Below are 20553 nucleotides of genomic sequence, written 5' to 3'. Positions count from 1 at the left end.
GACGTAATGCCGCATCGCATGTTCCGTCTGCTGTCGGCCGTCTGGGTCGGCAGCCTGCTGACGATCGGGTATGCGGTCGCACCCGTGCTGTTCGGGACGCTCGAGCGGGCGACGGCCGGCTCGGTCGCCGCCCAGCTGTTCCGTATCGAAGCGATCGTCGGCGCCGTATGCGGCGTGCTGCTGCTCGCGCTGTCGAACCAGCAGGTACGGCGCGGCGGCGGCGAGTATCGCCGCGTGCGCTGGATCGTCGCGGCGATGGTCGCGTGCGTGCTGGTCGGGTATTTCGCGCTGCAGCCGTTCATGAACGCGCTGCGGGTGGCTGCGATGGAAGCGGGCACCGATATCGCGAACTCGCCCTATGCGAGCCGCTTCGGGATGCTGCACGGCGTCTCGAGCCTGTTCTACCTCGTCGAGAGCGTGCTCGGGCTGATGCTGATCTGGCGTCTGCCGGCGCGCGACGCCTGAGTATCGCGCGGGCAGCGCGGCGCGGGCGAACCGCGCCCGCTGTGCATCACTTGTCCTGGTAAGGCCGCTTGGTGCTCGCCTGGCGCTTTTTCGCACGCTTGACGTTGCCGCCCGCGGTCACGCGCTCGTTGCCGCGCACGACGACCTTCGTCGGCTTCGGACGGCGCACGGGGCTCGCGTTCGGCGACACCTTGACGACCTTGACGGTGCGCGGCGCGCGGCCTTTCTTGCTGTCGGCAGCTTCGGCCGCGCTCGGCAGCGTGCCGGCACGGCGTGCGCGCGACGGCGCGGCTTTCGGCGCCTCCGGCTTCCAGATCACGAGCAGCTTGCCGATATGCTGGATCGGCGCCGCGTTCAGGCGATCGCAGATCTCGTCGTAGATCGCGACGCGCTCGTCGCGCTCGTCGCCGAACACGCGAATCTTGATCAGCTGGTGCGCGGCGAGGTGCACGTCGATTTCCTTCAGCACGGCGTCGGTCAGCCCCTCGGCGCCGATCAGCACGACGGGCTTGAGCGCATGGGCCTGGGAGCGCAGCGCGGAGCGCTCGGCGGGAGAAAGCGAAAGGGCGGGCATGGAAATGTCGAAATCTAAATAAGGGCGCGCTGCATGCAAAGCGAAACGCCGGCAATTGCCGCGTCAGCCGCGCGCCGAAACCACGTAAAATCGCGGCTTGGGCCTCAATGGGGGCCGCAGCCGCGCGAAGAAGACGCGTATTATCCGCCAAAAGCGCGGCTTCACGAAGCAAATGGCAGCAATCTCTCTTTCGAATGGCAAAAAACCGCTTCAACCAGCACTGGCTGCACGACCACATCAACGACCCGTACGTCAAAATGGCGCAGCGGGAAGGCTATCGCGCACGTGCCGCATACAAACTGAAGGAAATCGACGAGCAGGACAAGCTGATCCGTCCGGGCCAGGTGATCGTCGATCTCGGCGCGGCGCCCGGCAGCTGGAGCCAGTACGCGCGCAACAAGCTCGCGCAGGGCAAGCGGCGCGATGCGGTGCGCGAAGGCGGGATCGACGGCACGATCGTTGCGCTCGACATGCTGCCGATGGAGCCGATCGCCGACGTTCACTTCATCCAGGGCGACTTCCGCGAGGACGACGTGCTGCACCAGCTCGAGGATGTGCTTGAAGGTCGTCCGGTGGATCTTGTTATTTCCGACATGGCGCCCAATCTGTCGGGCGTGGCGTCGGCGGACGCCGCGCGCATCGAGCACGTCTGCGATCTGGCGCTCGAATTTGCGCAGAATCATCTGAAGCCGGACGGCGCGCTGCTGGTCAAGTGCTTTCACGGCAGCGGCTACAGCCAGATCGTCGAGAAGTTCAAACAGCAGTTTAAGGTGGTCGCACCACGCAAGCCCAAGGCGTCCCGCGACAAATCGTCCGAAACGTTCATTTTGGGTCGGCATCTGAAGCAGCCGCGCTGATGCGCGGGATGCCGCAAACGGGCCAGAGCCCTTGCCGGACAAGCGAATCGCTATCGCGACGGTTGTCAATGCTTATGGCAGGGGTGTACGGACTGGATTAGAATGACCGAGGGGCGCCGCAAGGAAAATGTAGGCGCTCGTCTACGAGTGAAGGAGTGGTGCTTTGAACAACAATATGTTTTCGAAGGCAGCAGTGTGGTTGGTGATCGCACTGGTGCTGTTTACGGTGTTCAAGCAGTTCGACAAGCCCCGCGTCCAGGAAGGCGTGTCCTATTCGCAGTTCATGGACGACGCCAAGAACGGCAAGGTGAAGAATGTCGTCGTGCAGGGGCGCAACCTCACCGTCACTCCGGCTGATGGCCAGAAATACCAGATCGTGTCGCCCGGCGACATCTGGATGGTCGGCGATCTGATGAAGTACGGCGTGCAGGTCAGCGGCAAGGCCGACGATGAACCGAACGCGCTGATGTCCGCACTGTACTACCTCGGGCCGACGATCCTGATCATCGTGTTCTGGTTCTACATGATGAGGCAGATGCAGGGCGGCGGCAAAGGCGGCGCGTTTTCGTTCGGCAAATCGCGTGCGCGGCTGATCGACGAGAACAACAACGCGGTCAACTTCTCCGACGTCGCGGGCTGCGACGAAGCGAAGGAAGAAGTGTCCGAGCTCGTCGACTTCCTGCGCGATCCGCAGAAATTCCAGAAGCTCGGCGGCCGCATTCCGCGCGGCGTGCTGCTCGTCGGCCCGCCGGGTACCGGCAAGACGCTGCTCGCACGGGCGATCGCCGGCGAAGCGAAGGTGCCGTTCTTCAGCATTTCGGGCTCCGACTTCGTCGAAATGTTCGTCGGCGTCGGCGCTGCTCGCGTGCGTGACATGTTCGAGCAGGCGAAGAAGCACGCGCCTTGCATCGTGTTCATCGACGAAATCGACGCGGTCGGCCGTCATCGCGGCGCCGGCATGGGCGGCGGCAACGACGAGCGCGAGCAGACGCTGAACCAGATGCTCGTCGAGATGGACGGTTTCGAAGCGAATTCGGGCGTCATCGTGATCGCCGCGACGAACCGCTCGGACGTGCTCGACAAGGCGCTGCTGCGTCCGGGCCGCTTCGACCGTCAGGTCTACGTCGGTCTGCCGGACATCCGCGGGCGCGAGCAGATCATGCGCGTGCACCTGCGCAAGGTGCCGATCGCGAACGACGTCGATGCAGCGGTCATCGCGCGCGGCACGCCGGGCTTCTCGGGTGCCGATCTCGCGAACCTCGTGAACGAGGCCGCGCTGTTCGCGGCGCGCCGCGGCAAGCGCATCGTCGAGATGCAAGATTTCGAGGACGCGAAGGACAAGATCTTCATGGGTCCGGAGCGCAAGTCGGCGGTGATCCGCGAAGAGGCGAAGCGTGCGACGGCTTACCACGAGTCCGGTCACGCCGTGATCGCGAAACTGCTGCCGAAGGCCGACCCCGTGCACAAGGTCACGATCATTCCGCGCGGCCGTGCGCTGGGCGTCACGTGGCAATTGCCCGAGCATGACAACGAGACGTACTCGAAGGAATACCTGCTCGACCGGCTCGCAATCCTGTTCGGCGGCCGTGTCGCCGAGGAGCTGTTCCTCAATCTGATCAGCACCGGCGCGTCGGACGACTTCAACAAGGCGACGCAGACGGCACGTGCGATGGTCGCCCGCTTCGGGATGACGGACGCACTCGGGCCGATGGTCTACGTCGACGACGAGAACGACGGCGGCCCGTTCGGCCGCGGCTTCACGCGCACGATTTCCGAAGCGACGCAGCAGAAGGTCGACGCGGAAATCCGCCGCGTGCTCGACGAGCAGTACAGCCTTGCTCGCCGCCTGCTCGAAGAGAACCGCGACAAGGTCGAAGCGATGACGGCCGCGCTGATGGAGTGGGAGACGATCGACGCCGATCAGATCAACGACATCATGGAAGGTCGCCCGCCGCGCTCGCCGAAGAGTTCGCCGGCGGTCGGCGGCGATTCGTCGGGCGGCGGCAGCACGCCTGCCGAGGTCAAGCCCGGCAACGCGCCGGCACCGGCTTCGCCGGCATAATCTCCGCTTTGGCACCGTTCACGGGCTGGTGTGGCTTCACACCGGCCCGTTTTGCATTCATTCACGCCTGCCGCTCGTGTCCGACTCCACCGTTTCTCCATCCGTACCTGCGCCGCTCCAGTGCGGCCGCTTCTTGCTGACGTTCGAGCGTCCGCTCGTGATGGGCATTCTCAACGCGACACCCGATTCGTTTTCCGACGGCGGCCGCTTCCTCGCGCGCGACGATGCGCTGCGACAGGCCGAGCGGATGATCGCCGAAGGCGCCGACCTGATCGACATCGGCGGCGAGTCGACGCGCCCCGGCGCGCCGCCGGTATCGCTCGACGACGAGCTCGCGCGGGTGATCCCGCTCGTCGAAGCGCTGCGGCCGCTGAACGTGCCGCTGTCCGTCGATACGTACAAGCCGGCCGTGATGCGCGCGGCGCTGGCGGCCGGCGCGGACTTGATCAACGATATCTGGGGCTTTCGCCAGCCGGGTGCGATCGACGCGGTGCGCGACGGCAACTGCGGCTTGTGCGCGATGCACATGCTCGGCGAGCCGCAGACGATGCAGACCGGCGAGCCCGACTACGACGACGTGGTGACCGACGTGCGCGACTTTCTCGCCGCGCGTGCGCAAGCATTGCGCGACGCCGGCATCGCGCCGGAGCGGATTTGCGTCGATCCGGGCTTCGGATTCGGCAAGGCGGTGATCGCGGACAACTATGCGCTGCTGGCCGCGTTGACGGACACGGCGCCCGCGCGGCCCGACGGGCGTGCGTATCCGATTCTCGCCGGCATGTCGCGCAAGTCGATGCTCGGTGCGGTGATCGGCGGCAAGCCGCCGATCGAGCGCGTGGCGGCGAGCGTCGCGGCCGCGCTGTGCGCCGTCGAGCGCGGCGCCGCGATCGTGCGCGTGCACGACGTCGCGGCGACGGTCGATGCGCTGAAGGTCTGGAATGCCGTGCGCGACGCCGCGCGGCAACGATAAGTCAGAAAGACGAAGGAGGAAGGTTCGCCATGGGACGTCGATATTTCGGCACGGACGGCATTCGCGGTACGGTGGGCGAAGCGCCCATCACGCCCGATTTCGTGTTGCGTCTCGGCTATGCGGCCGGCAAGGTGCTGGCCGGCACGGCCGATGTCGCCGCGGGCTCGCGCCCGACGGTGCTGATCGGCAAGGACACGCGCGTGTCCGGCTACATGCTCGAGGCCGCGCTCGAAGCCGGCTTCTCGGCGGCAGGCGTCGACGTGATGCTGGCCGGCCCGATGCCGACGCCGGGCGTCGCGTATCTGACGCGCGCGCTGCGCCTGTCGGCCGGCGTCGTGATCAGCGCGTCGCACAACCCGTATCACGACAACGGGATCAAGTTCTTCTCCGCCGACGGCAACAAGCTGCCCGACGATACCGAAGCCGCGATCGAGGCGTGGCTCGACAAGCCGCTCGAGTGCGCGTCGTCGGACGGCCTCGGCAAGGCGCGGCGACTCGACGATGCGGGCGGCCGCTATATCGAGTTCTGCAAGAGCACGTTCCCCGCCGCGTTCGATCTGCGCGGGCTGAAGCTCGTCGTCGATTGCGCGCACGGTGCTGCGTACCAGGTCGCGCCGCACGTGTTCCACGAACTCGGCGCGGACGTGATTCCGATCGGCGTCGCGCCGAACGGCTTCAACATCAACGACGGCGTCGGCGCGACCGCGCCCGATGCGCTCGTGCGCGCGGTGCGCGCGAACCACGCCGATCTCGGCATCGCGCTCGACGGCGACGCGGATCGCCTGCAGGTCGTCGATTCGACCGGGCGGCTGTACAACGGCGACGAGCTGCTCTACGTGCTCGTGAAGGACCGGATCGCGACCGACGGCAAGGTCGACGGCGCGGTTGGTACGCTGATGACGAACCTCGCGGTCGAAGTCGCGCTGCAGCGCGAAGGCGTGAAGTTCGTGCGCGCGGCGGTCGGCGACCGTTACGTGCTCGAAAAACTGCGCGAGCATGGCTGGCAGCTCGGCGCGGAAGGCTCGGGCCATATCCTGTCGCTCGACCGGCATTCGACCGGCGACGGCATCGTCTCGGCGCTGCTCGTGCTGGCCGCGCTCAAACGCAGCGGCCGCACGCTCGCGCAGATGCTCGACGGCGTCACGCTGTTCCCGCAGAAGCTGATCAATGTGCGGATGAAGCCGGGCGCCGACTGGAAGGGCAGCACGTCGATTCGCGCGGCGATCGACGCCGCCGAAGCGGCGCTCGCCGGCAGCGGCCGCGTGCTGATCCGCGCGTCGGGCACCGAGCCGGTGCTGCGCGTGATGGTCGAAGCGCAGCATGCGGCCGACGCGAGCACGCACGCGGAAGCGATCGCCGACGCGGTGCGCGCGGCAACCGCCTGACGCAAGCGTGAACGATGCGGCCGCGCTGGCCGCGCCGCATCGTTTTCCCCTTGCCGGCATGCGGCGCCTGCGGGTGCCGCTGCATGTCGGGCGCAAAGGTTTGCGCTATCTAATAGAAGAACGAAGAACGGCGCGGCAAACGTGCCGCCGGGCCAGCGGAATCCGACCCTTGCATCGATGCGTGGCTCGGTTTCGGGGCGTTGGGACTTCGGAAGCTTTCACAGCTTTCAATGCTTCCGCGCCGTGCTGGCCGCATGTACATCGCGCGCACGCGCCACGCCGCCCGGCCCCGGGGCAGCCCCCGCCGCACGCCCGTGCCGCGGCCGCCCGCTACTCCCTTTCAACCGGTCATGTTACTGTCACGCCAGTTTCATCGATTGTCACATTATCGTCATGAGGAGCCCCTAACCTTCGCGGTGCCGTAATCATCCGCTCACACACTGGAGGTCTCATGAAATTGATGCAAACCGCGATTGCCGGCCTGGCTGGCGCGATCTTCGCCGTTGCCGCGCACGCTGCCGACATCACGGGCGCAGGCAGCACGTTCGCGATGCCGATCTACACGAAATGGGCTGCGGACTACCAGCAGTCCGGCGGCGCGAAGGTCAACTATCAAGGTATCGGATCGTCGGGCGGCCTGAAGCAGATCGTCGCGAAGACGGTCGATTTTGCCGGTTCGGATGCGCCGCTGAAGGATGACGAGCTCGCGAAGGAAGGCCTGTTCCAGTTTCCGACGGTCGTGGGCGGTGTGGTGCCCGTCGTCAACGTGCCGGGCGTGAAGGCCGGCGAACTGACGCTGTCGGGCCCGGTGCTCGGCGACATCTACCTCGGCAAGATCAAGAAGTGGAACGATCCGGCGATCGTTGCGCTGAACCCGAAGCTGAAGCTGCCGGACACGGACATCGCCGTGGTCCGCCGCGCTGACGGCTCGGGCACGAGCTTCATCTGGACGAACTACCTGTCGAAGGTCAACGACGAGTGGAAGTCGAAGATCGGCGAAGGCACGACGGTGAACTGGCCGACGGGCACGGGCGGCAAGGGCAACGACGGCGTCGCGGCATTCGTGCAGCGCCTGCCGGGCGCGATCGGCTACGTCGAGTGGGCGTATGCGAAGAAGAACAACATGGTCTATACCGCGCTGAAGAACTCGACGGGCACGGTGGTCGAGCCGAAGACCGAAACGTTCAAGGCTGCGGCCGCAGGCGCGAACTGGTCGAAGTCGTTCTACCAGATCCTGACGAACCAGCCGGGCAAGGACGCATGGCCGGTCGTCGGTGCGACGTTCGTGCTGCTGCACGCGAAGCAGGACAAGCCGGAGCAGGGCGCCGAAACGCTGAAGTTCTTCAGCTGGGCGTTCAAGAACGGCGAGAAGGCGGCCGACAGCCTCGACTACATCTCGCTGCCGGCGGCGGTCGAAGCGGAAATCCGCAAGCAGTGGAAGGTGAAGGTGACCGACGCATCGGGCAAGCCGGTCGCCGCGGAGTAAGCGTTGCAGCGGTTCGCTGCCCGGCCGCGCCGGCCGGGCAGTGTGTGCGGTAAGGCCGGGCGTTACGGCGCCCGGCATTCAAAAGCAGGCACCCATGTCTGATATTTCATACACGTCTTCCCGGTCTGCCGACGTCGCGCCGCAGCGCGCGCCCGGGCGTATCGGCGACGTTCTGTTCGGCGGCCTCGCGCGGCTCGCCGCAATCGTGACCCTGCTGCTGCTCGGCGGGATCATCGTTTCCCTGATCGTTGCGTCGATGCCGACCATCCAGAAGTTCGGCATCGGCTTTCTGTGGCAATCCGAGTGGGACCCGAACTCGGACATCTACGGCGCACTCGTGCCGATCTACGGCACGCTCGTCACGTCGCTCATCGCGCTGATCATCGCCGTGCCGGTCAGCTTCGGGATCGCGCTGTTTCTCACCGAGCTCGCGCCCGTGTGGCTGCGCCGCCCGCTCGGCATCGCGATCGAGCTGCTCGCCGCGATTCCGTCGATCGTCTACGGGATGTGGGGCCTGCTCGTGTTCGCGCCGATCTTCGCGCAGTATTTCCAGAAGCCGATCGGCCGCCTGTTCGAGAACGTGTGGGTGCTCGGGCCGCTGACGTCCGGCCCGCCGATCGGCATCGGCATTCTCGCGGCCGGCGTGATTCTCGCGATCATGATCATCCCGTACATCGCATCGGTAATGCGCGACGTGTTCGAAGTCACGCCCGTGCTGCTGAAGGAGTCGGCGTACGGGATCGGCTGCACGACGTGGGAAGTGATGTGGAAGGTCGTGCTGCCCTATACGAAGACCGGCGTGATCGGCGGCGTGATGCTCGGCCTCGGCCGCGCGCTCGGCGAGACGATGGCCGTCACGTTCGTGATCGGCAACACGAACCTGCTCGACAGCGTGTCGCTGTTCGCACCCGGCAACAGCATCACGTCGGCGCTCGCGAACGAATTCGCCGAGGCGCAACCCGGCCTGCATACGTCGGCGCTGATGGAGCTCGGCCTGATCCTGTTCGTGATCACGTTCATCGTGCTGGCCATCTCCAAACTGCTGCTGCTGCGTCTCGAGAAAGGAGAGGGCAAGAAATGAGCGAGCCCGTGATGAATTTCCCTGGGCCGAACGGTGCCGCGCTCGACGCGATGCGCGGCCGCCTGCAGCGCAAGCGCAAGATCACCAACGCGGTCGCGCTGACCGCTGCGCTCGGCGCGATGGTGTTCGGCCTCTTGTGGCTCGTGTGGATCCTGTACACGACGCTGCACCTCGGCATCGGCGGCCTGTCGCTGCAGCTGTTCACGGAATCGACGCCGCCGCCGAACACGGCAGGCGGCGGCCTCGCGAACGCGATCGTCGGCAGCCTGCTGCTGTGCGGCTTCGGCACGCTGATCGGCACGCCGATCGGCATCCTCGCCGGCGTCTATCTCGCCGAATACGGGCAGAAGAACCTGCTCGCGAGCACGATCCGCTTCATCAACGACATCCTGCTGTCGGCGCCGTCGATCGTCGTCGGCCTGTTCGTGTACGCGCTGGTTGTCGCGAAGTCGGGACGCTTCTCGGGCTGGGCCGGCGTGATCGCGCTTGCGCTGCTGCAGATTCCGATCGTGATCCGCACGACCGAGAACATGCTGAAGCTCGTGCCGAACGCGCTGCGCGAAGCGGCCGTCGCGCTCGGCACGCCGAAGTGGCGGATGGTGACGAAGATCACGCTGCGCGCATCGCTCGGCGGGATCGTGACCGGCGTGCTGCTCGCGGTCGCGCGGATCGCCGGCGAAACGGCGCCGCTGCTGTTCACCGCGCTGTCGAACCAGTTCTTCTCGGTCGACATGAGCCAGCCGATGGCGAACCTGCCCGTTACGATCTTCAAGTTCGCGATGAGCCCGTTCGCGGAATGGCAGTCGCTCGCATGGGCGGGTGTGTTCCTGATTACGCTTGGGGTGCTCGGACTCAACATCCTGGCACGCACCATCTTCTCGAAAAAGTAACGGCGGAGCAATCCGATGAATATGGCAGAAAGCCACCTGAATCCTGTCGAGCGCACCGCAGCGCCCGCCGGCACGCACGACGCGGTGCACGGCCGTCCGGTTGCGCCGCTGAACGCGAAGATCGAGGTCAACAACCTCAACTTCTTCTACAACAAGTTCCATGCGCTGAAGAACATCAACCTGCGCATTCCGGAAGGGAAGGTGACGGCGTTCATCGGCCCGTCGGGCTGCGGCAAGTCGACGCTGCTGCGCACGTTCAACAAGATGTATGCGCTCTATCCGGAGCAGCGCGCCGAAGGCGAGATCCTGATGGACGGCGAGAACCTGCTGACGACCAAGCGCGACATCTCGCTGCTGCGTGCGCGCATCGGCATGGTGTTCCAGAAGCCGACGCCGTTTCCGATGTCGATCTACGACAACATCGCGTTCGGCGTGAAGATGTTCGAGAAGCTCACGCGCTCGGAGATGGACGACCGCGTCGAGTGGGCGCTGACCAAGGCCGCGCTGTGGAACGAAGTGAAGGACAAGCTGAACCAGAGCGGCTACGGTTTGTCGGGCGGCCAGCAGCAGCGGCTGTGCATCGCGCGCGGCATCGCGATCCGTCCGGAAGTGCTGCTGCTCGACGAGCCGTGCTCGGCGCTGGACCCGATCTCGACCGGCCGCATCGAAGAGTTGATCGCCGAGTTGAAGAGCGACTACACGGTCGTGATCGTCACGCACAACATGCAGCAGGCCGCACGCTGCTCGGACTTCACCGCGTACATGTATCTGGGCGAGCTGATCGAATTCGGCGAGACCGAAAAGATCTTCATCAAGCCGGTGCGCAAGGAAACGGAAGACTACATCACCGGCCGTTTCGGCTGATGACGGAGAACAACAGCCATGTCGGATAAACATCTGTCGAGCCAGTTCGATGCGGATCTCAACGCCGTGTCGTCGAAGGTGCTGGAAATGGGCGGGCTCGTCGAGTCGCAGATCGTCGGCGCGATGCACGCGCTGAACGAGTTCGACCGCCACGCGGCCGAAAAGGTGATCGCGGCCGAGGAAACGCTGAACGCGATGGAGGTCGAGATCGACCAGGAGTGCGGCAACATCATCGCGCGGAGGCAGCCGGCCGCGCGCGACCTGCGTCTTTTGATGTCGATTTCGAAAACGATTACGAACCTCGAGCGCGCCGGCGACGAGGCCGAGAAGATCGCGAAGCGCGTGCGGCGCCTGATCGACGAGCCGGCCGCGCGCGCGGTCAACATCGCCGAGATCAAGGTGTCGGGCGAGATGGCCGTGTCGATCCTGCGTCGTGCGCTCGACGCGTTCGCGCGCCTCGATACGGTGGCCGCCGCGCAGATCGTCAAGGACGACAAGGAAATCGACCAGGAATTCCGCGCGTTCGTGCGCAAGCTCGTGTCCTACATGCAGGAGGATCCGCGTACGATCTCCGTCGGTCTCGAGTACCTGTTCATCGCGAAGGCGATCGAGCGGATCGGCGACCACGCGAAGAACATCGCGGAGTTCATCATCTACATCGTGAAGGGCACCGACGTGCGGCATCAGCCGCGCGACACGCTCGACCGCGAAGCCAACAGTTAACGCGACTACGCTCCAGGGAAGAAAAGAGGTGCCGATGCCCAGCAACATTCTCGTCGTTGAAGATGAACCCGCGATTTCGGAACTGATCTCGGTGAATCTCCAGCATGCCGGTCACTGTCCGATTCGCGCGTACAACGCTGAACAGGCGCAGAACCTGATCAGCGACGTGCTGCCCGATCTCGTGCTGCTCGACTGGATGCTGCCGGGCAAGTCCGGTATCGCGTTCGCGCGCGATCTGCGCAACAACGAACGGACCAAGCACATCCCGATCATCATGCTGACCGCGCGCGGCGACGAGCAGGACAAGGTGCTCGGCCTCGAGATCGGCGCGGACGACTACGTGACGAAGCCGTTCTCGCCGAAGGAGCTGATGGCGCGCATCAAGGCCGTGCTGCGTCGTCGCGCGCCGCAGCTGACCGAGGACGTCGTGTCGATCAACGGGCTGCGTCTCGATCCGGCCACGCATCGCGTGGCCGCGCAGTCGGACGGCAGCGAGATCAAGCTCGATCTCGGCCCGACCGAATTCCGGCTGCTGCATTTCTTCATGACGCATCCGGAACGCGTGCACAGCCGGACGCAGCTGCTCGACCAGGTGTGGGGCGATCACGTGTTCGTCGAGGAGCGTACCGTCGACGTGCACATCAAGCGGCTGCGCGCGGCCTTGAAGCCGGCCGGCTGCGATGCGATGATCGAGACCGTGCGTGGCAGCGGCTACCGGCTCGCGAAGCACGCGTAACGTTTTCGCGCATGCCGCTTTTCGCGGCATGCCGTTCATACTCTCGGACGCTGAATCATGAACATCATCTGGGCGCGCTTTCTGGTGTCGCTCGTGCTGCTCGTGCTGATCAGCGTATTGGTCGGCGTTTTCGTCGGCTGGACCGCGGCGCTCGCGTTCGCGGTCGCGATGCTGATCGCGCAGGGCTTTTTCAGTACGTTTCATACGCAACGTCTGTGGCGGCTGCTCGATGCGCCGGTATACGGCGAGGTGCCGAGCGCGCCCGGCATCTGGGGCGAGATCTACTACCGGCTGCACAAGCTCGCGAAGCAGTGGCACGCGCAGGTGCGGCAGGTCGAGCAGCAGCATTCGCGCTTCATCCAGGCGATCCAGGCGTCGCCGAACGGCGTCGCGATGCTCGACGATCACGATCAGATCGAGTGGTGCAACGCGATCGCCGAAGTGCATTTCGGCCTCGATGCGAAGCGCGACCTGCGGCAGCACATCACGAACCTCGTTCGCCATCCCGACTTCGTCCGCTACCTGAACGCGCAGCATTACGACGAAACGCTCGTGATGCGCGGGATGGGCGACGCGCGGCAGAACGTGCTCGCCGTGCAGGTGTTTCCATACGGCGAGAATCGCAAGCTGCTGCTCACGCAGGACATCACCGAGCTCGAGCGTACCGACGCGATGCGGCGCGACTTCGTCGCGAACGTGTCGCACGAACTGAAGACGCCGCTCACCGTACTGTCGGGCTTTCTCGAAACGATGCGCGAGCTGCCGCTGAACGACGACGACCGCGCGCGCTATCTCGACATGATGGAGCAGCAGGCGTCGCGGATGCGGCACATCGTCACCGACTTGCTGGTGCTCGCGAAGCTCGAAGGCGAAAGCAAGCCGCCGAGCGATCGTGCGATCGACATGCGCGCGATGTTCGACCATCTGAAGGAGGATGCGCAGACGCTGTCGAACGGGCATCACGACATCACGTTCACGATCGACGAGACGCTCGGCGTGACGGGCGCGCAGACCGAAGTGTTCAGCGCGTTCGGCAACCTCGTCACCAATGCGATCCGCTATACGCCGGAAGGCGGGAAGATTGCGGTGTCGTGGCGGCGCGAAGGCGGGCAGGGCGTGTTTTCGGTCACCGACAGCGGCTTCGGCATTCCGGCCGCCGATCTGCCGCGGCTCACCGAACGCTTCTATCGCGTCGACCGCAGCCGCTCGCGCGATACGGGCGGCACGGGGCTCGGGCTCGCGATCGTCAAGCACGTGCTGCAGCGGCACGACGCGCATCTGTACGTGCAGAGCGAGGAAGGGCGCGGCAGCACGTTCACCGCGCGTTTTCCCGCATCGCGCATCGTCGCGATCCGGCCGGCCGCGTTCGAAGCGTGAGCGCGTCGGCGCGTCGTGCGCCGTTCCCGGCGGACAACGAAAAAAGCGCAGCCCGCGGGCTGCGCTTTTCATTCGACCGGCGCGCGCGAAGCCGCGCGATGCCTACGACGCGAACTTCGCGAGCAATCCAAGCTGTGCGTTGCGCACCGTCTTGCCCGCGCGACGTCGGCGATAGTGGCCGTCGTTGTGCATCTGCCACGCCGACTGGTTGTCGCCGAGGCACACCGACAGTCCTTCGGCGATCACGCGGCGCTTGAGCTTCCGGTCGCGGATCGGGAACGCGACTTCGACGCGGCGGAACAGGTTGCGATCCATCCAGTCGGCGCTCGACAGATAGACGTCCTCGGCGCCGCCCGCATGGAAATAGTAAATGCGGTGATGTTCGAGGAAGCGGCCGACGATCGAGCGCACGGTGATGTTTTCCGACAGCCCCGGCACGCCCGGCTTCAGCGCGCACACGCCGCGCACGATCAGGTCGACCTTGACGCCCGCCTGCGACGCTTCGTACAGCGCCGCGATCACCGACGGTTCGAGCAGCGCGTTCATCTTCGCGACGATGCGTGCGCGCTTGCCGGCGCGCGCGTTGTCGATTTCGGTGCGGATCGATTCGATGAGGCGCGGATGCAGCGTGAACGGCGACTGCCACAGCTCGTGCAGCGTGAGCTCGCCGCCGATGCCGGTCAGCTGCTGGAACACGTGATGGACGTCCTCGCAGATCTTCTGATCGGCCGTCATCAGCCCGAAGTCCGTATAGAGGCGCGCGGTGCGCGGATGATAGTTGCCGGTGCCGAGGTGCGCGTAGCGGCGCAGCGACGCCTTGCCGCCTTGCACGACCCGCCGCACGATCAGCATCATCTTCGCGTGGCACTTGTGGCCGACGACGCCGTACACGACATGCGCGCCGACCGCCTCGAGCTGTGCGGCCCAGTTGATGTTGGTTTCCTCGTCGAAGCGCGCGAGCAGTTCGACGACGACGGTGACTTCCTTGCCGTTGCGCGCGGCTTCCATCAGCGCGTCCATCAGCGGCGACACGCTGCCGGTGCGATAGATCGTCTGCTTGATCGCGACGACGCTCGGATCCTTCGCGGCCTGCTCGAGCAGCTCGAGCACCGGCTGGAAGCTTTCGTACGGGTGATGCAGCAGGATGTCGCCGTCGTCGATCGCGTCGAACATCGTCGGCGCGTTCGCGATCTCGGGCGGGATCGATGCGGTGAACGGCGTGAACTTCAGGTCCGGCCGATCGACGAGATCCGGAATCTGCATCAGGCGCACGAGGTTCACGGAGCCGATCACGCGATAGCAATCCTTTTCGCCGAGCCCGCTTTCCTCGAGCAGCCGGCGCACGATGTGCTGCGGCGTGTCGGCCGACACTTCGAGGCGCACCGCGTTGCCGAGATGGCGCGCGGGCAGTTCGCCCTGCAGCGCCACACGCAGGTTCGTGATTTCGTCCTCGTCGACGAAGAGTTCGCTGTTGCGCGTGATGCGGAACTGGTTGCAGCTTTTCACGACGAGCTGCGGGAACAGTTCGCCGACGAAGCGCTGCATGAACGAGCTCAGCAGCACGAAGCCGTGTTCGAAGCCCGACAGCGCCTGCGGCATGCGCACGACGCGCGGCAGCGCGCGCGGCGCCTGCACGATGCCCATCACGGCCTGACGGCCGAACGCGTCGCGCCCTTCGAGCTCGACGACGAAGTTCAGGCTCTTGTTCAGCACGCGCGGGAACGGGTGCGCGGGATCAAGGCCGATCGGCGTGAGCACCGGCAGCAGTTCGTCGAGGAAGTAGCGCCGCGCCCATTCGAGCTGTGCATCGTTCCAGCTGTCGCTCGCGTGGAAATAGATGCCTTCCTGCTCGAGCGCGGGCAGCACCGTCTCGTGCAGCATCGTGTACTGGCGATGCACGAGTCGCTGCGCACGCTCGACGACGAGATCGTACGCATGCTGCAGCGACATGCCGTCGGGCGTGAGCGCGCCCGGGTTGTCGCGGATCTGCTCCTGAAGGCCGGCCATGCGGACTTCGAAGAATTCGTCGAGGTTGCTGCTCGTGATGCAGATGAAGCGCAGGCGCTCGAGCAACGGTACCTGCGGATCGGCGGCCTGGGCCAGCACGCGCTCGTTGAAACCGAGGATGCCGAGTTCACGGTTGAGAAGCGGATAACGGACGGACATCGGCGGAGTAGGCGGGGATTCGGGCGATGTGACGAAAGGACGCTCGGAAACTCTCACGGTACGATGACGTGCAGATGACAATCACTCATTTATATCGGCAAATTCTACGCCGGAACCGTTTTATCTCATAAAAGTTTCGGCCATATACAATCCGCTGTATGCATGCCCGTGAAGCGTGGCAACGGCAAGCGTTCCACGCTTAAAATGTCGCCTTTGAACGACGCCCTTGTGCGGCCCGACCGGCCGCCACGGGCGAACCGCGCACGGAGCCCCTTCTGATGGTTACAACCCCCCACTTGCTGGCTGCCGTGGACCTCGGCTCGAACAGCTTCCGGCTGATCGTGGGTCGCGTCGAGGAAACGCCCGCGGGCAGTCAGATCTATCCCGTCGATGCGCTGCGCGAGCCGGTTCGGCTCGCTGCCGGCCTGTCGAGCGACAAGATGCTCGATCGCGCGTCGCAGGAACGTGGCTGGGAGGCGCTGAAGCGGTTCGGCGAGCGCCTGCGGGACTTCCATCCCGACCACGTGCGCGCAGTCGCGACCAACACGCTGCGCGTCGCGAAGAACGCGGGCGAATTTCTCGTCGAAGCCGAAGCGGCGCTCGGTTTTCCGATCGAAGTGATTGCCGGTCGCGAAGAGGCGCGCCTGATCTATGCGGGCGCCGCACATTCGGTGCCGGCGAGCGCGGGCAAACGGCTCGTCGTCGACATCGGCGGCGGCTCCACCGAATTCATCATCGGCTCGCACTACACGCCGATCGTGATGGAGAGTCTGTACATCGGCTGCGTGAGCCATAGCCGCGCGTTCTTTCCGGCGGGCAACGTCGACGAATACACGATGCGTCAGGCCGAGCTCGCGGCGAAGCGCGAAATCCAGATCATTTCGAGCGAATACAAGAAGGCCGGCTGGGATCAGGCGATCGGCTCGTCCGGCACTGCGCGTGCGCTCGCGGAACTCGTCGAGGCGAACGGCTTCAACGATCCCGGCATCACGCACGGTATTTCGCGCGGCGGCCTCGAGCGTCTGAAGCGCGCGCTGATCAAGGCGGAGAACGTCAATCGGCTGAAGCTGATCGCGCTGAAGCCGGACCGCGTGCCGGTGCTCGCCGGCGGCCTCGCCATCATGCTCGCGGTGTTCGAGGAGCTCGGCGTCGATTACGTCGACACCACCGACGGCGCGCTGCGGCTCGGCGTGCTGTACGACCTGCTCGGGCGCACGCAGCACGAGGACATGCGTGCGGTCACCGTCGAGGGCTTCATGCGGCGCTACGGCGTCGATCGCGCGCAGGCCGAGCGGATCGGTACGCTCGCCGTGCGCTTCTACGACCAGCTCGACGAATCCGGCGACGACCAGCGCGAGGAGGCGCGCACGTTCCTCGGGTGGGCCGCGGCGCTGCACGAGATCGGGCTGTCGATTTCCCACAGCGCGTATCACAAGCATTCCGCGTATATCGCGAGCAATGCGGATATGCCGGGCTTTTCGCGCACCGACCAGGCGCGGCTCGCCGCGCTGGTGCTCGGTCATGCGGGCAAGCTCGGCAAGCTTTCGCAGGCGCGCGACGTCGAATGGCCGCTGCTGTTCTGCCTGAGGCTCGCAGCGCTGCTGTGCCGGCGCCGGACCGATGCGGGGCTTCCCGACATTTCGGTATCGCAGATGAAGAAGGGCGGCTACGAGGTGCGTCTGCCGAGCGCGTGGGTCGAACAGAATCCGCTGACCGACTACAGCCTGAGCCAGGAAGCGGCCGAATGGGAGAAGGTCGGCATTCCGTATCGCGTCGTGTATACGAGCGCGTGATACGGAGCTGCGCGATGCGCGCCGATGCCCGGGCCTCGGCCGACCGCTCCGGACGAGCCGGTCAGTCCGACGAGCAGACGATCGCGGTCAGGAACGGAAACGCCTGCTTGACGGTCGCGTCGCTGCCGGCCTTGCGCACGGCTTGTTCGACCGCGCTCTTCGTGCCGCGAACCACGACGCCGTAAGCCCATTTGCCGATCGGCGTGCCGTCGCCGGGGCGGAAGATCGGATCGTTCGCCTGGTAGCCGAGCACGACGTAGACGCCGAAGCCATATGCGGTCAGCGATCGGTTCGTGCGGAACGCATTGACCGAGTTCGATTCGACGTGCATCGGTTCGGACTGGATGTCGCCGGCCGCGAGCAGCGGCGCGACGAATTTGTGGCCGTTCGAGTGGCAGTCGAGCGCGTCGTCGAGCGCTTGGGCGGACGCCGCCGACGCCGGGGTCGATGTGCCGAATGCGAGCAGTGCGCCGAGCAGGAGGGTGTTCAGTACGTTGTTTTTCATGCGCGGATGCGAGTTGTTCACGGGGCATTATCGCGTGTTGTCGCAAGATTCGTGCGCGAGGTGTTGCAGTGGCAGGGCGCGGCTGCGCGGTAAAAACGGAGAAGGGTTGCAAGTCTGGCGATTTGCAACCCTTTATGTATATAGCGGGCCGTGCGAAGGTTTCACTTTGCCCCTGATTGCCGCAAGAAACGTCACCACAAAATAGGACCGGGTTATTCGAGGCGCGACCTTCGGCAGCGTCAGCCGACCGTATCCTGGTTCTCGATATTCATGGTCACCATCTCGATATTCATGGTCACCAATAGGCTCAACAAGGCTCAATAAAGCTGTAGTCGCCTTTATCGTTCCAAATTTCATTTGGTATGATCTTTTGCGCGGTTGAACCGGCTTCCGCTATCTGGCATTTTTTGGACTTCCGCGCTCGCTGGAAGTGAATTGGAAATATTTCGTTATTTATGTGAAAGATTGTCGTGCGCATTGCGTGAGGTCGGCATCTTCGACCGCGCGCGTTTTCCGTGGAACGGAGTTCTCGCATGGCCGGGAAGTCTTGCTAAAAGTGCTGCGCGGCGGCTACGCGCAGTTCGATCGCATCGTCAAACTGGACACGCCGCTCGGCAACGATGCGCTCGTGCCGTTGTACGTCAGGATCGGCGCGCGGCTGGGCCGCAATTTCGACGTGATAGTCGACGCCGGTTGCCGGCGAGGCGATCAAGGCTCAACGCGTTGCTGCTGCAGCCCGTCACGCTGTGAATTCGCCAGACCGACGGCGGCTACCTGCCGATTCACGGCTACGTGCAGCGCGCGCCGTCTCGGAAGCGACGGATCGCTGTCGTATTCCAGCTGCACTTCTCGTCGTGGCTCAGCTTCCTCAAACTGAGCAGCGCCCACCGCGACTGGCGGTCTGATCGAGAGCGTGACGACCGGGCAGATCCTGGAGAAATGCGGGAGTTGGGACAAGCCAAGTGGTGCGAGCGGGACGATTCGCGATCCGTTGAAGGCGACGCCGGTATCGACCGACAGCGGCCGCGGCTCGCTTTTCTCCGGCTGATGCCAAGCCGGACAGCATCCGAGCAGCAAGAAAAACGAGAAACGAGAGATTCCGAGCAACATGAGCAATAGCCACCCTACCACGAAGCCAGCCGCGCCGGCCAAGCCGGCGACCGCCCCGAGCGCACCTGCGACAGCACCGTACACGCCGCTAAACTGGGCCTTTCCGTTCTCACCGGTCGGCAAAGATGACCCAGCCAACCCGATGACCTATATGAAGGCGCTGGCAGCCGCCGAAGACGGGTTCTATCCACTGGGTGCGAATGGCATGTGGCACGGCGGCATCCACTTCGACCAGAACACGGCTGCGCAGTTGAAGCAAGGCGACGGCATCCGTGCGATCGCCGATGGCGAAGTCGTCGCGTACAGGCTCGACAGCAAGTATCCGGAACAGGACTACCAAGACGGCCGCCACGCGTTGTATTCGACGGGCTTCGTGCTCATCCGTCATCGGCTGAAACTGCCTCCGCCCCCACCTCCGCCCGCAAAGCCGGAGCCAGCCAAGAATGCTGCAGCCCAACCGGCAACGTCATCCACAGCGCCAGCAACGGCGACGCCGGCTCCAACGTCGAGCACGACACCACCCGGCAAGAACGAAACGCTGACGTTCTTCAGTCTGTACATGCACGTGATGGACTGGAACAGCTATCAGCTGGCGGCCGAACAGGCCAAAGCCGGTTCGGCCGAGCGCGCGAAGGCGAGCCTTCGACCTATGCCGTATTGGGAAGGCGACCGATACTACCGCGTCGGCGACAACGCGAACGACAAGCAGGAAGTCCCGCTGCCGAAGGTGCCGGTGCCGCCGCTGCGCGACACCGTCAATCGCGACGTGCTCGGGGACTTCATTCGGAACGACTTCGAATTGCCGCCCGAGGACGAAACCCCGAAAGAAACGCCGCCGCTCCCGCCTGCCGTTACGGGTATTCGCATCCGCGATCTGCCGAACGGCAAGATCATCGGCATCCTGCCGCGCGGGTCGGAATTGATCGTCTCGGACACGGACGAGCAGGCGAAGGCCAAGCCCGGCTGGGCGAAAATCAAGGCGATCAAGTCCGGCACGCCGGCAAGCGCGGTCGTCGGCCAGCCGGTGTCGCCGCACGCGCCGTATGGGTACGTGTACGAGAAGGAACTGGACCCGATCGTGGATCCCAAGCCGCTCGATACGGTCGTCGTGCTGAAACAGCCGTATGCGGTGAAAGCCGGCGATGTGATCGGGTACCTGGGCCACTATCTGCGTTATCCGGACGCGAAGCTGCTGCCCGCGAAGCCGACTCGCCCGCTGCTGCATCTCGAGGTATTTGCCGGCCCGGAGCTCGAAGCGTTCATCAAGAAGAGTCGGGAGCGGGCGAAGCAGTTGCCCGCATCCAAAGCCTTTCTGGAAATCTCGCCGGGCGCGCGGCTGGTTAGCGACCTGCCGGAACCCGACCAGAAACTGCAGCCCGGCACCAAGCTCGTGCCCGTCGCCGCGGACGCGAACGGCAAATGGGTGAAGGTCCAGCCCAAAACGGCGGCACCCGTCCATGGCAGCCGCCACGCGAAGCCGGTATTCAACGACGCCGGCACACCGGTATG

At 65.0% G+C, this 20553-nt stretch carries 16 protein-coding genes and 2 pseudogenes; 15 read left to right on the top strand and 3 right to left on the bottom strand.

All coding sequences use genetic code 11. The features are described 5' to 3' along the window. Positions 1 to 6 precede the first annotated feature (6 nt). Complete coding sequence (locus BUB20358_RS22880; RefSeq protein ID WP_006764652.1) at positions 7 to 465, top strand: DUF4149 domain-containing protein; 459 nt, start codon at positions 7 to 9, stop codon at positions 463 to 465. A gap of 46 nt (positions 466 to 511) precedes the next feature. On the opposite strand, the gene BUB20358_RS22875 is transcribed toward BUB20358_RS22880, so the two are convergent. Beyond that, positions 512 to 1039: a YhbY family RNA-binding protein gene (locus BUB20358_RS22875; protein WP_006764651.1), complete on the bottom strand. Its 528-nt coding sequence runs from the start codon at positions 1037 to 1039 to the stop codon at positions 512 to 514. Positions 1040 to 1233: 194 nt separating this feature from the next. Here BUB20358_RS22875 and BUB20358_RS22870 point away from each other — a divergent pair, with 194 nt between their 5' ends. The 11 genes from BUB20358_RS22870 to phoR all read left to right on the top strand — a co-directional run bounded on the left by BUB20358_RS22870 (position 1234) and on the right by phoR (position 13470). Next, a complete protein-coding gene (locus tag BUB20358_RS22870; protein ID WP_006764650.1) occupies positions 1234 to 1896 on the top strand; it encodes an RlmE family RNA methyltransferase in 663 nt (220 codons plus the stop codon). Between the two features lie 163 nt (positions 1897 to 2059). Further along, positions 2060 to 3958, top strand: a complete 1899-nt coding sequence (gene ftsH, locus BUB20358_RS22865) for an ATP-dependent zinc metalloprotease FtsH (RefSeq protein WP_035972647.1) — start codon at positions 2060 to 2062, stop codon at positions 3956 to 3958. A 76-nt stretch (positions 3959 to 4034) separates the two neighbouring features. Continuing rightward, positions 4035 to 4928, top strand: a complete 894-nt coding sequence (gene folP, locus BUB20358_RS22860) for a dihydropteroate synthase (RefSeq protein ID WP_035972645.1) — start codon at positions 4035 to 4037, stop codon at positions 4926 to 4928. Between the two features lie 29 nt (positions 4929 to 4957). Continuing rightward, complete coding sequence (gene glmM / locus BUB20358_RS22855) at positions 4958 to 6313, top strand: phosphoglucosamine mutase (protein WP_006764647.1); 1356 nt, start codon at positions 4958 to 4960, stop codon at positions 6311 to 6313. A 451-nt stretch (positions 6314 to 6764) separates the two neighbouring features. After that, positions 6765 to 7799: a phosphate ABC transporter substrate-binding protein PstS gene (gene pstS, locus BUB20358_RS22850; RefSeq protein ID WP_006764646.1), complete on the top strand. Its 1035-nt coding sequence runs from the start codon at positions 6765 to 6767 to the stop codon at positions 7797 to 7799. 94 nt (positions 7800 to 7893) lie between these two features. After that, positions 7894 to 8880, top strand: coding sequence for a phosphate ABC transporter permease PstC (pstC, locus tag BUB20358_RS22845; RefSeq protein ID WP_035972644.1), 987 nt, complete (start codon positions 7894 to 7896; stop codon positions 8878 to 8880). Next, a complete protein-coding gene (pstA, locus tag BUB20358_RS22840) occupies positions 8877 to 9770 on the top strand; it encodes a phosphate ABC transporter permease PstA (RefSeq protein ID WP_006764644.1) in 894 nt (297 codons plus the stop codon). Before pstC ends, pstA begins: the two co-directional genes overlap by 4 nt. A gap of 15 nt (positions 9771 to 9785) precedes the next feature. Then, positions 9786 to 10634, top strand: a complete 849-nt coding sequence (gene pstB / locus BUB20358_RS22835; protein WP_006764643.1) for a phosphate ABC transporter ATP-binding protein PstB — start codon at positions 9786 to 9788, stop codon at positions 10632 to 10634. 18 nt (positions 10635 to 10652) lie between these two features. Continuing rightward, on the top strand, positions 10653 to 11357 hold the full coding sequence (phoU, locus tag BUB20358_RS22830) for a phosphate signaling complex protein PhoU (protein WP_006764642.1): 705 nt from the start codon (positions 10653 to 10655) through the stop codon (positions 11355 to 11357). Between the two features lie 34 nt (positions 11358 to 11391). Further along, complete coding sequence (gene phoB / locus BUB20358_RS22825) at positions 11392 to 12093, top strand: phosphate regulon transcriptional regulator PhoB (protein WP_035972642.1); 702 nt, start codon at positions 11392 to 11394, stop codon at positions 12091 to 12093. A gap of 57 nt (positions 12094 to 12150) precedes the next feature. Next, entirely contained in the window at positions 12151 to 13470 is a 1320-nt protein-coding gene (gene phoR, locus BUB20358_RS22820; protein WP_006764640.1) for a phosphate regulon sensor histidine kinase PhoR, read from the top strand. Positions 13471 to 13572: 102 nt separating this feature from the next. On the opposite strand, the gene ppk1 is transcribed toward phoR, so the two are convergent. Beyond that, positions 13573 to 15636, bottom strand: coding sequence for a polyphosphate kinase 1 (gene ppk1 / locus BUB20358_RS22815; protein WP_035972640.1), 2064 nt, complete (start codon positions 15634 to 15636; stop codon positions 13573 to 13575). Between the two features lie 278 nt (positions 15637 to 15914). Here ppk1 and ppx point away from each other — a divergent pair, with 278 nt between their 5' ends. Then, positions 15915 to 17429: an exopolyphosphatase gene (gene ppx, locus BUB20358_RS22810; RefSeq protein ID WP_006764638.1), complete on the top strand. Its 1515-nt coding sequence runs from the start codon at positions 15915 to 15917 to the stop codon at positions 17427 to 17429. Positions 17430 to 17490: 61 nt separating this feature from the next. Here the strand turns inward: ppx and BUB20358_RS22805 are convergent, their stop codons facing one another. Continuing rightward, positions 17491 to 17934, bottom strand: a complete 444-nt coding sequence (locus tag BUB20358_RS22805; RefSeq protein ID WP_006764637.1) for a hypothetical protein — start codon at positions 17932 to 17934, stop codon at positions 17491 to 17493. Between the two features lie 547 nt (positions 17935 to 18481). Between BUB20358_RS22805 and BUB20358_RS28795 the strand changes: the two are divergent. Together BUB20358_RS28795 and BUB20358_RS22790 are read left to right on the top strand one after the other, a co-directional pair. Next, a pseudogene (locus BUB20358_RS28795) lies at positions 18482 to 18834 on the top strand (contractile injection system protein, VgrG/Pvc8 family); the annotation flags it as partial. A 208-nt stretch (positions 18835 to 19042) separates the two neighbouring features. Then, positions 19043 to 20553, top strand: a pseudogene (locus BUB20358_RS22790) (lytic transglycosylase domain-containing protein); the annotation flags it as partial.

Source organism: Burkholderia dolosa (genome assembly GCF_902499135.1).
Lineage (GTDB): Bacteria > Pseudomonadota > Gammaproteobacteria > Burkholderiales > Burkholderiaceae > Burkholderia > Burkholderia dolosa.
Note: the sequence above shows the minus strand (reverse complement) of the source record. Positions and strands in the feature narration are given on the sequence as shown.

What these genes read in the sequence shown, in the direction of transcription:
- phoB (WP_035972642.1), top strand. Translation starts at nt 11,392, where the DNA reads ATGCCCAGCAACATTCTCGTCGTTGAAGATGAACCCGCGATTTCGGAA.
- BUB20358_RS22880 (WP_006764652.1), top strand. Translation starts at nt 7, where the DNA reads ATGCCGCATCGCATGTTCCGTCTGCTGTCGGCCGTCTGGGTCGGCAGC.
- pstS (WP_006764646.1), top strand. Translation starts at nt 6,765, where the DNA reads ATGAAATTGATGCAAACCGCGATTGCCGGCCTGGCTGGCGCGATCTTC.
- glmM (WP_006764647.1), top strand. Translation starts at nt 4,958, where the DNA reads ATGGGACGTCGATATTTCGGCACGGACGGCATTCGCGGTACGGTGGGC.
- ppx (WP_006764638.1), top strand. Translation starts at nt 15,915, where the DNA reads ATGGTTACAACCCCCCACTTGCTGGCTGCCGTGGACCTCGGCTCGAAC.
- BUB20358_RS22870 (WP_006764650.1), top strand. Translation starts at nt 1,234, where the DNA reads ATGGCAAAAAACCGCTTCAACCAGCACTGGCTGCACGACCACATCAAC.
- pstC (WP_035972644.1), top strand. Translation starts at nt 7,894, where the DNA reads ATGTCTGATATTTCATACACGTCTTCCCGGTCTGCCGACGTCGCGCCG.
- pstB (WP_006764643.1), top strand. Translation starts at nt 9,786, where the DNA reads ATGAATATGGCAGAAAGCCACCTGAATCCTGTCGAGCGCACCGCAGCG.
- BUB20358_RS22805 (WP_006764637.1), bottom strand. Translation starts at nt 17,934, where the DNA reads ATGAAAAACAACGTACTGAACACCCTCCTGCTCGGCGCACTGCTCGCA.
- BUB20358_RS22875 (WP_006764651.1), bottom strand. Translation starts at nt 1,039, where the DNA reads ATGCCCGCCCTTTCGCTTTCTCCCGCCGAGCGCTCCGCGCTGCGCTCC.
- phoR (WP_006764640.1), top strand. Translation starts at nt 12,151, where the DNA reads ATGAACATCATCTGGGCGCGCTTTCTGGTGTCGCTCGTGCTGCTCGTG.
- pstA (WP_006764644.1), top strand. Translation starts at nt 8,877, where the DNA reads ATGAGCGAGCCCGTGATGAATTTCCCTGGGCCGAACGGTGCCGCGCTC.
- ppk1 (WP_035972640.1), bottom strand. Translation starts at nt 15,636, where the DNA reads ATGTCCGTCCGTTATCCGCTTCTCAACCGTGAACTCGGCATCCTCGGT.
- phoU (WP_006764642.1), top strand. Translation starts at nt 10,653, where the DNA reads ATGTCGGATAAACATCTGTCGAGCCAGTTCGATGCGGATCTCAACGCC.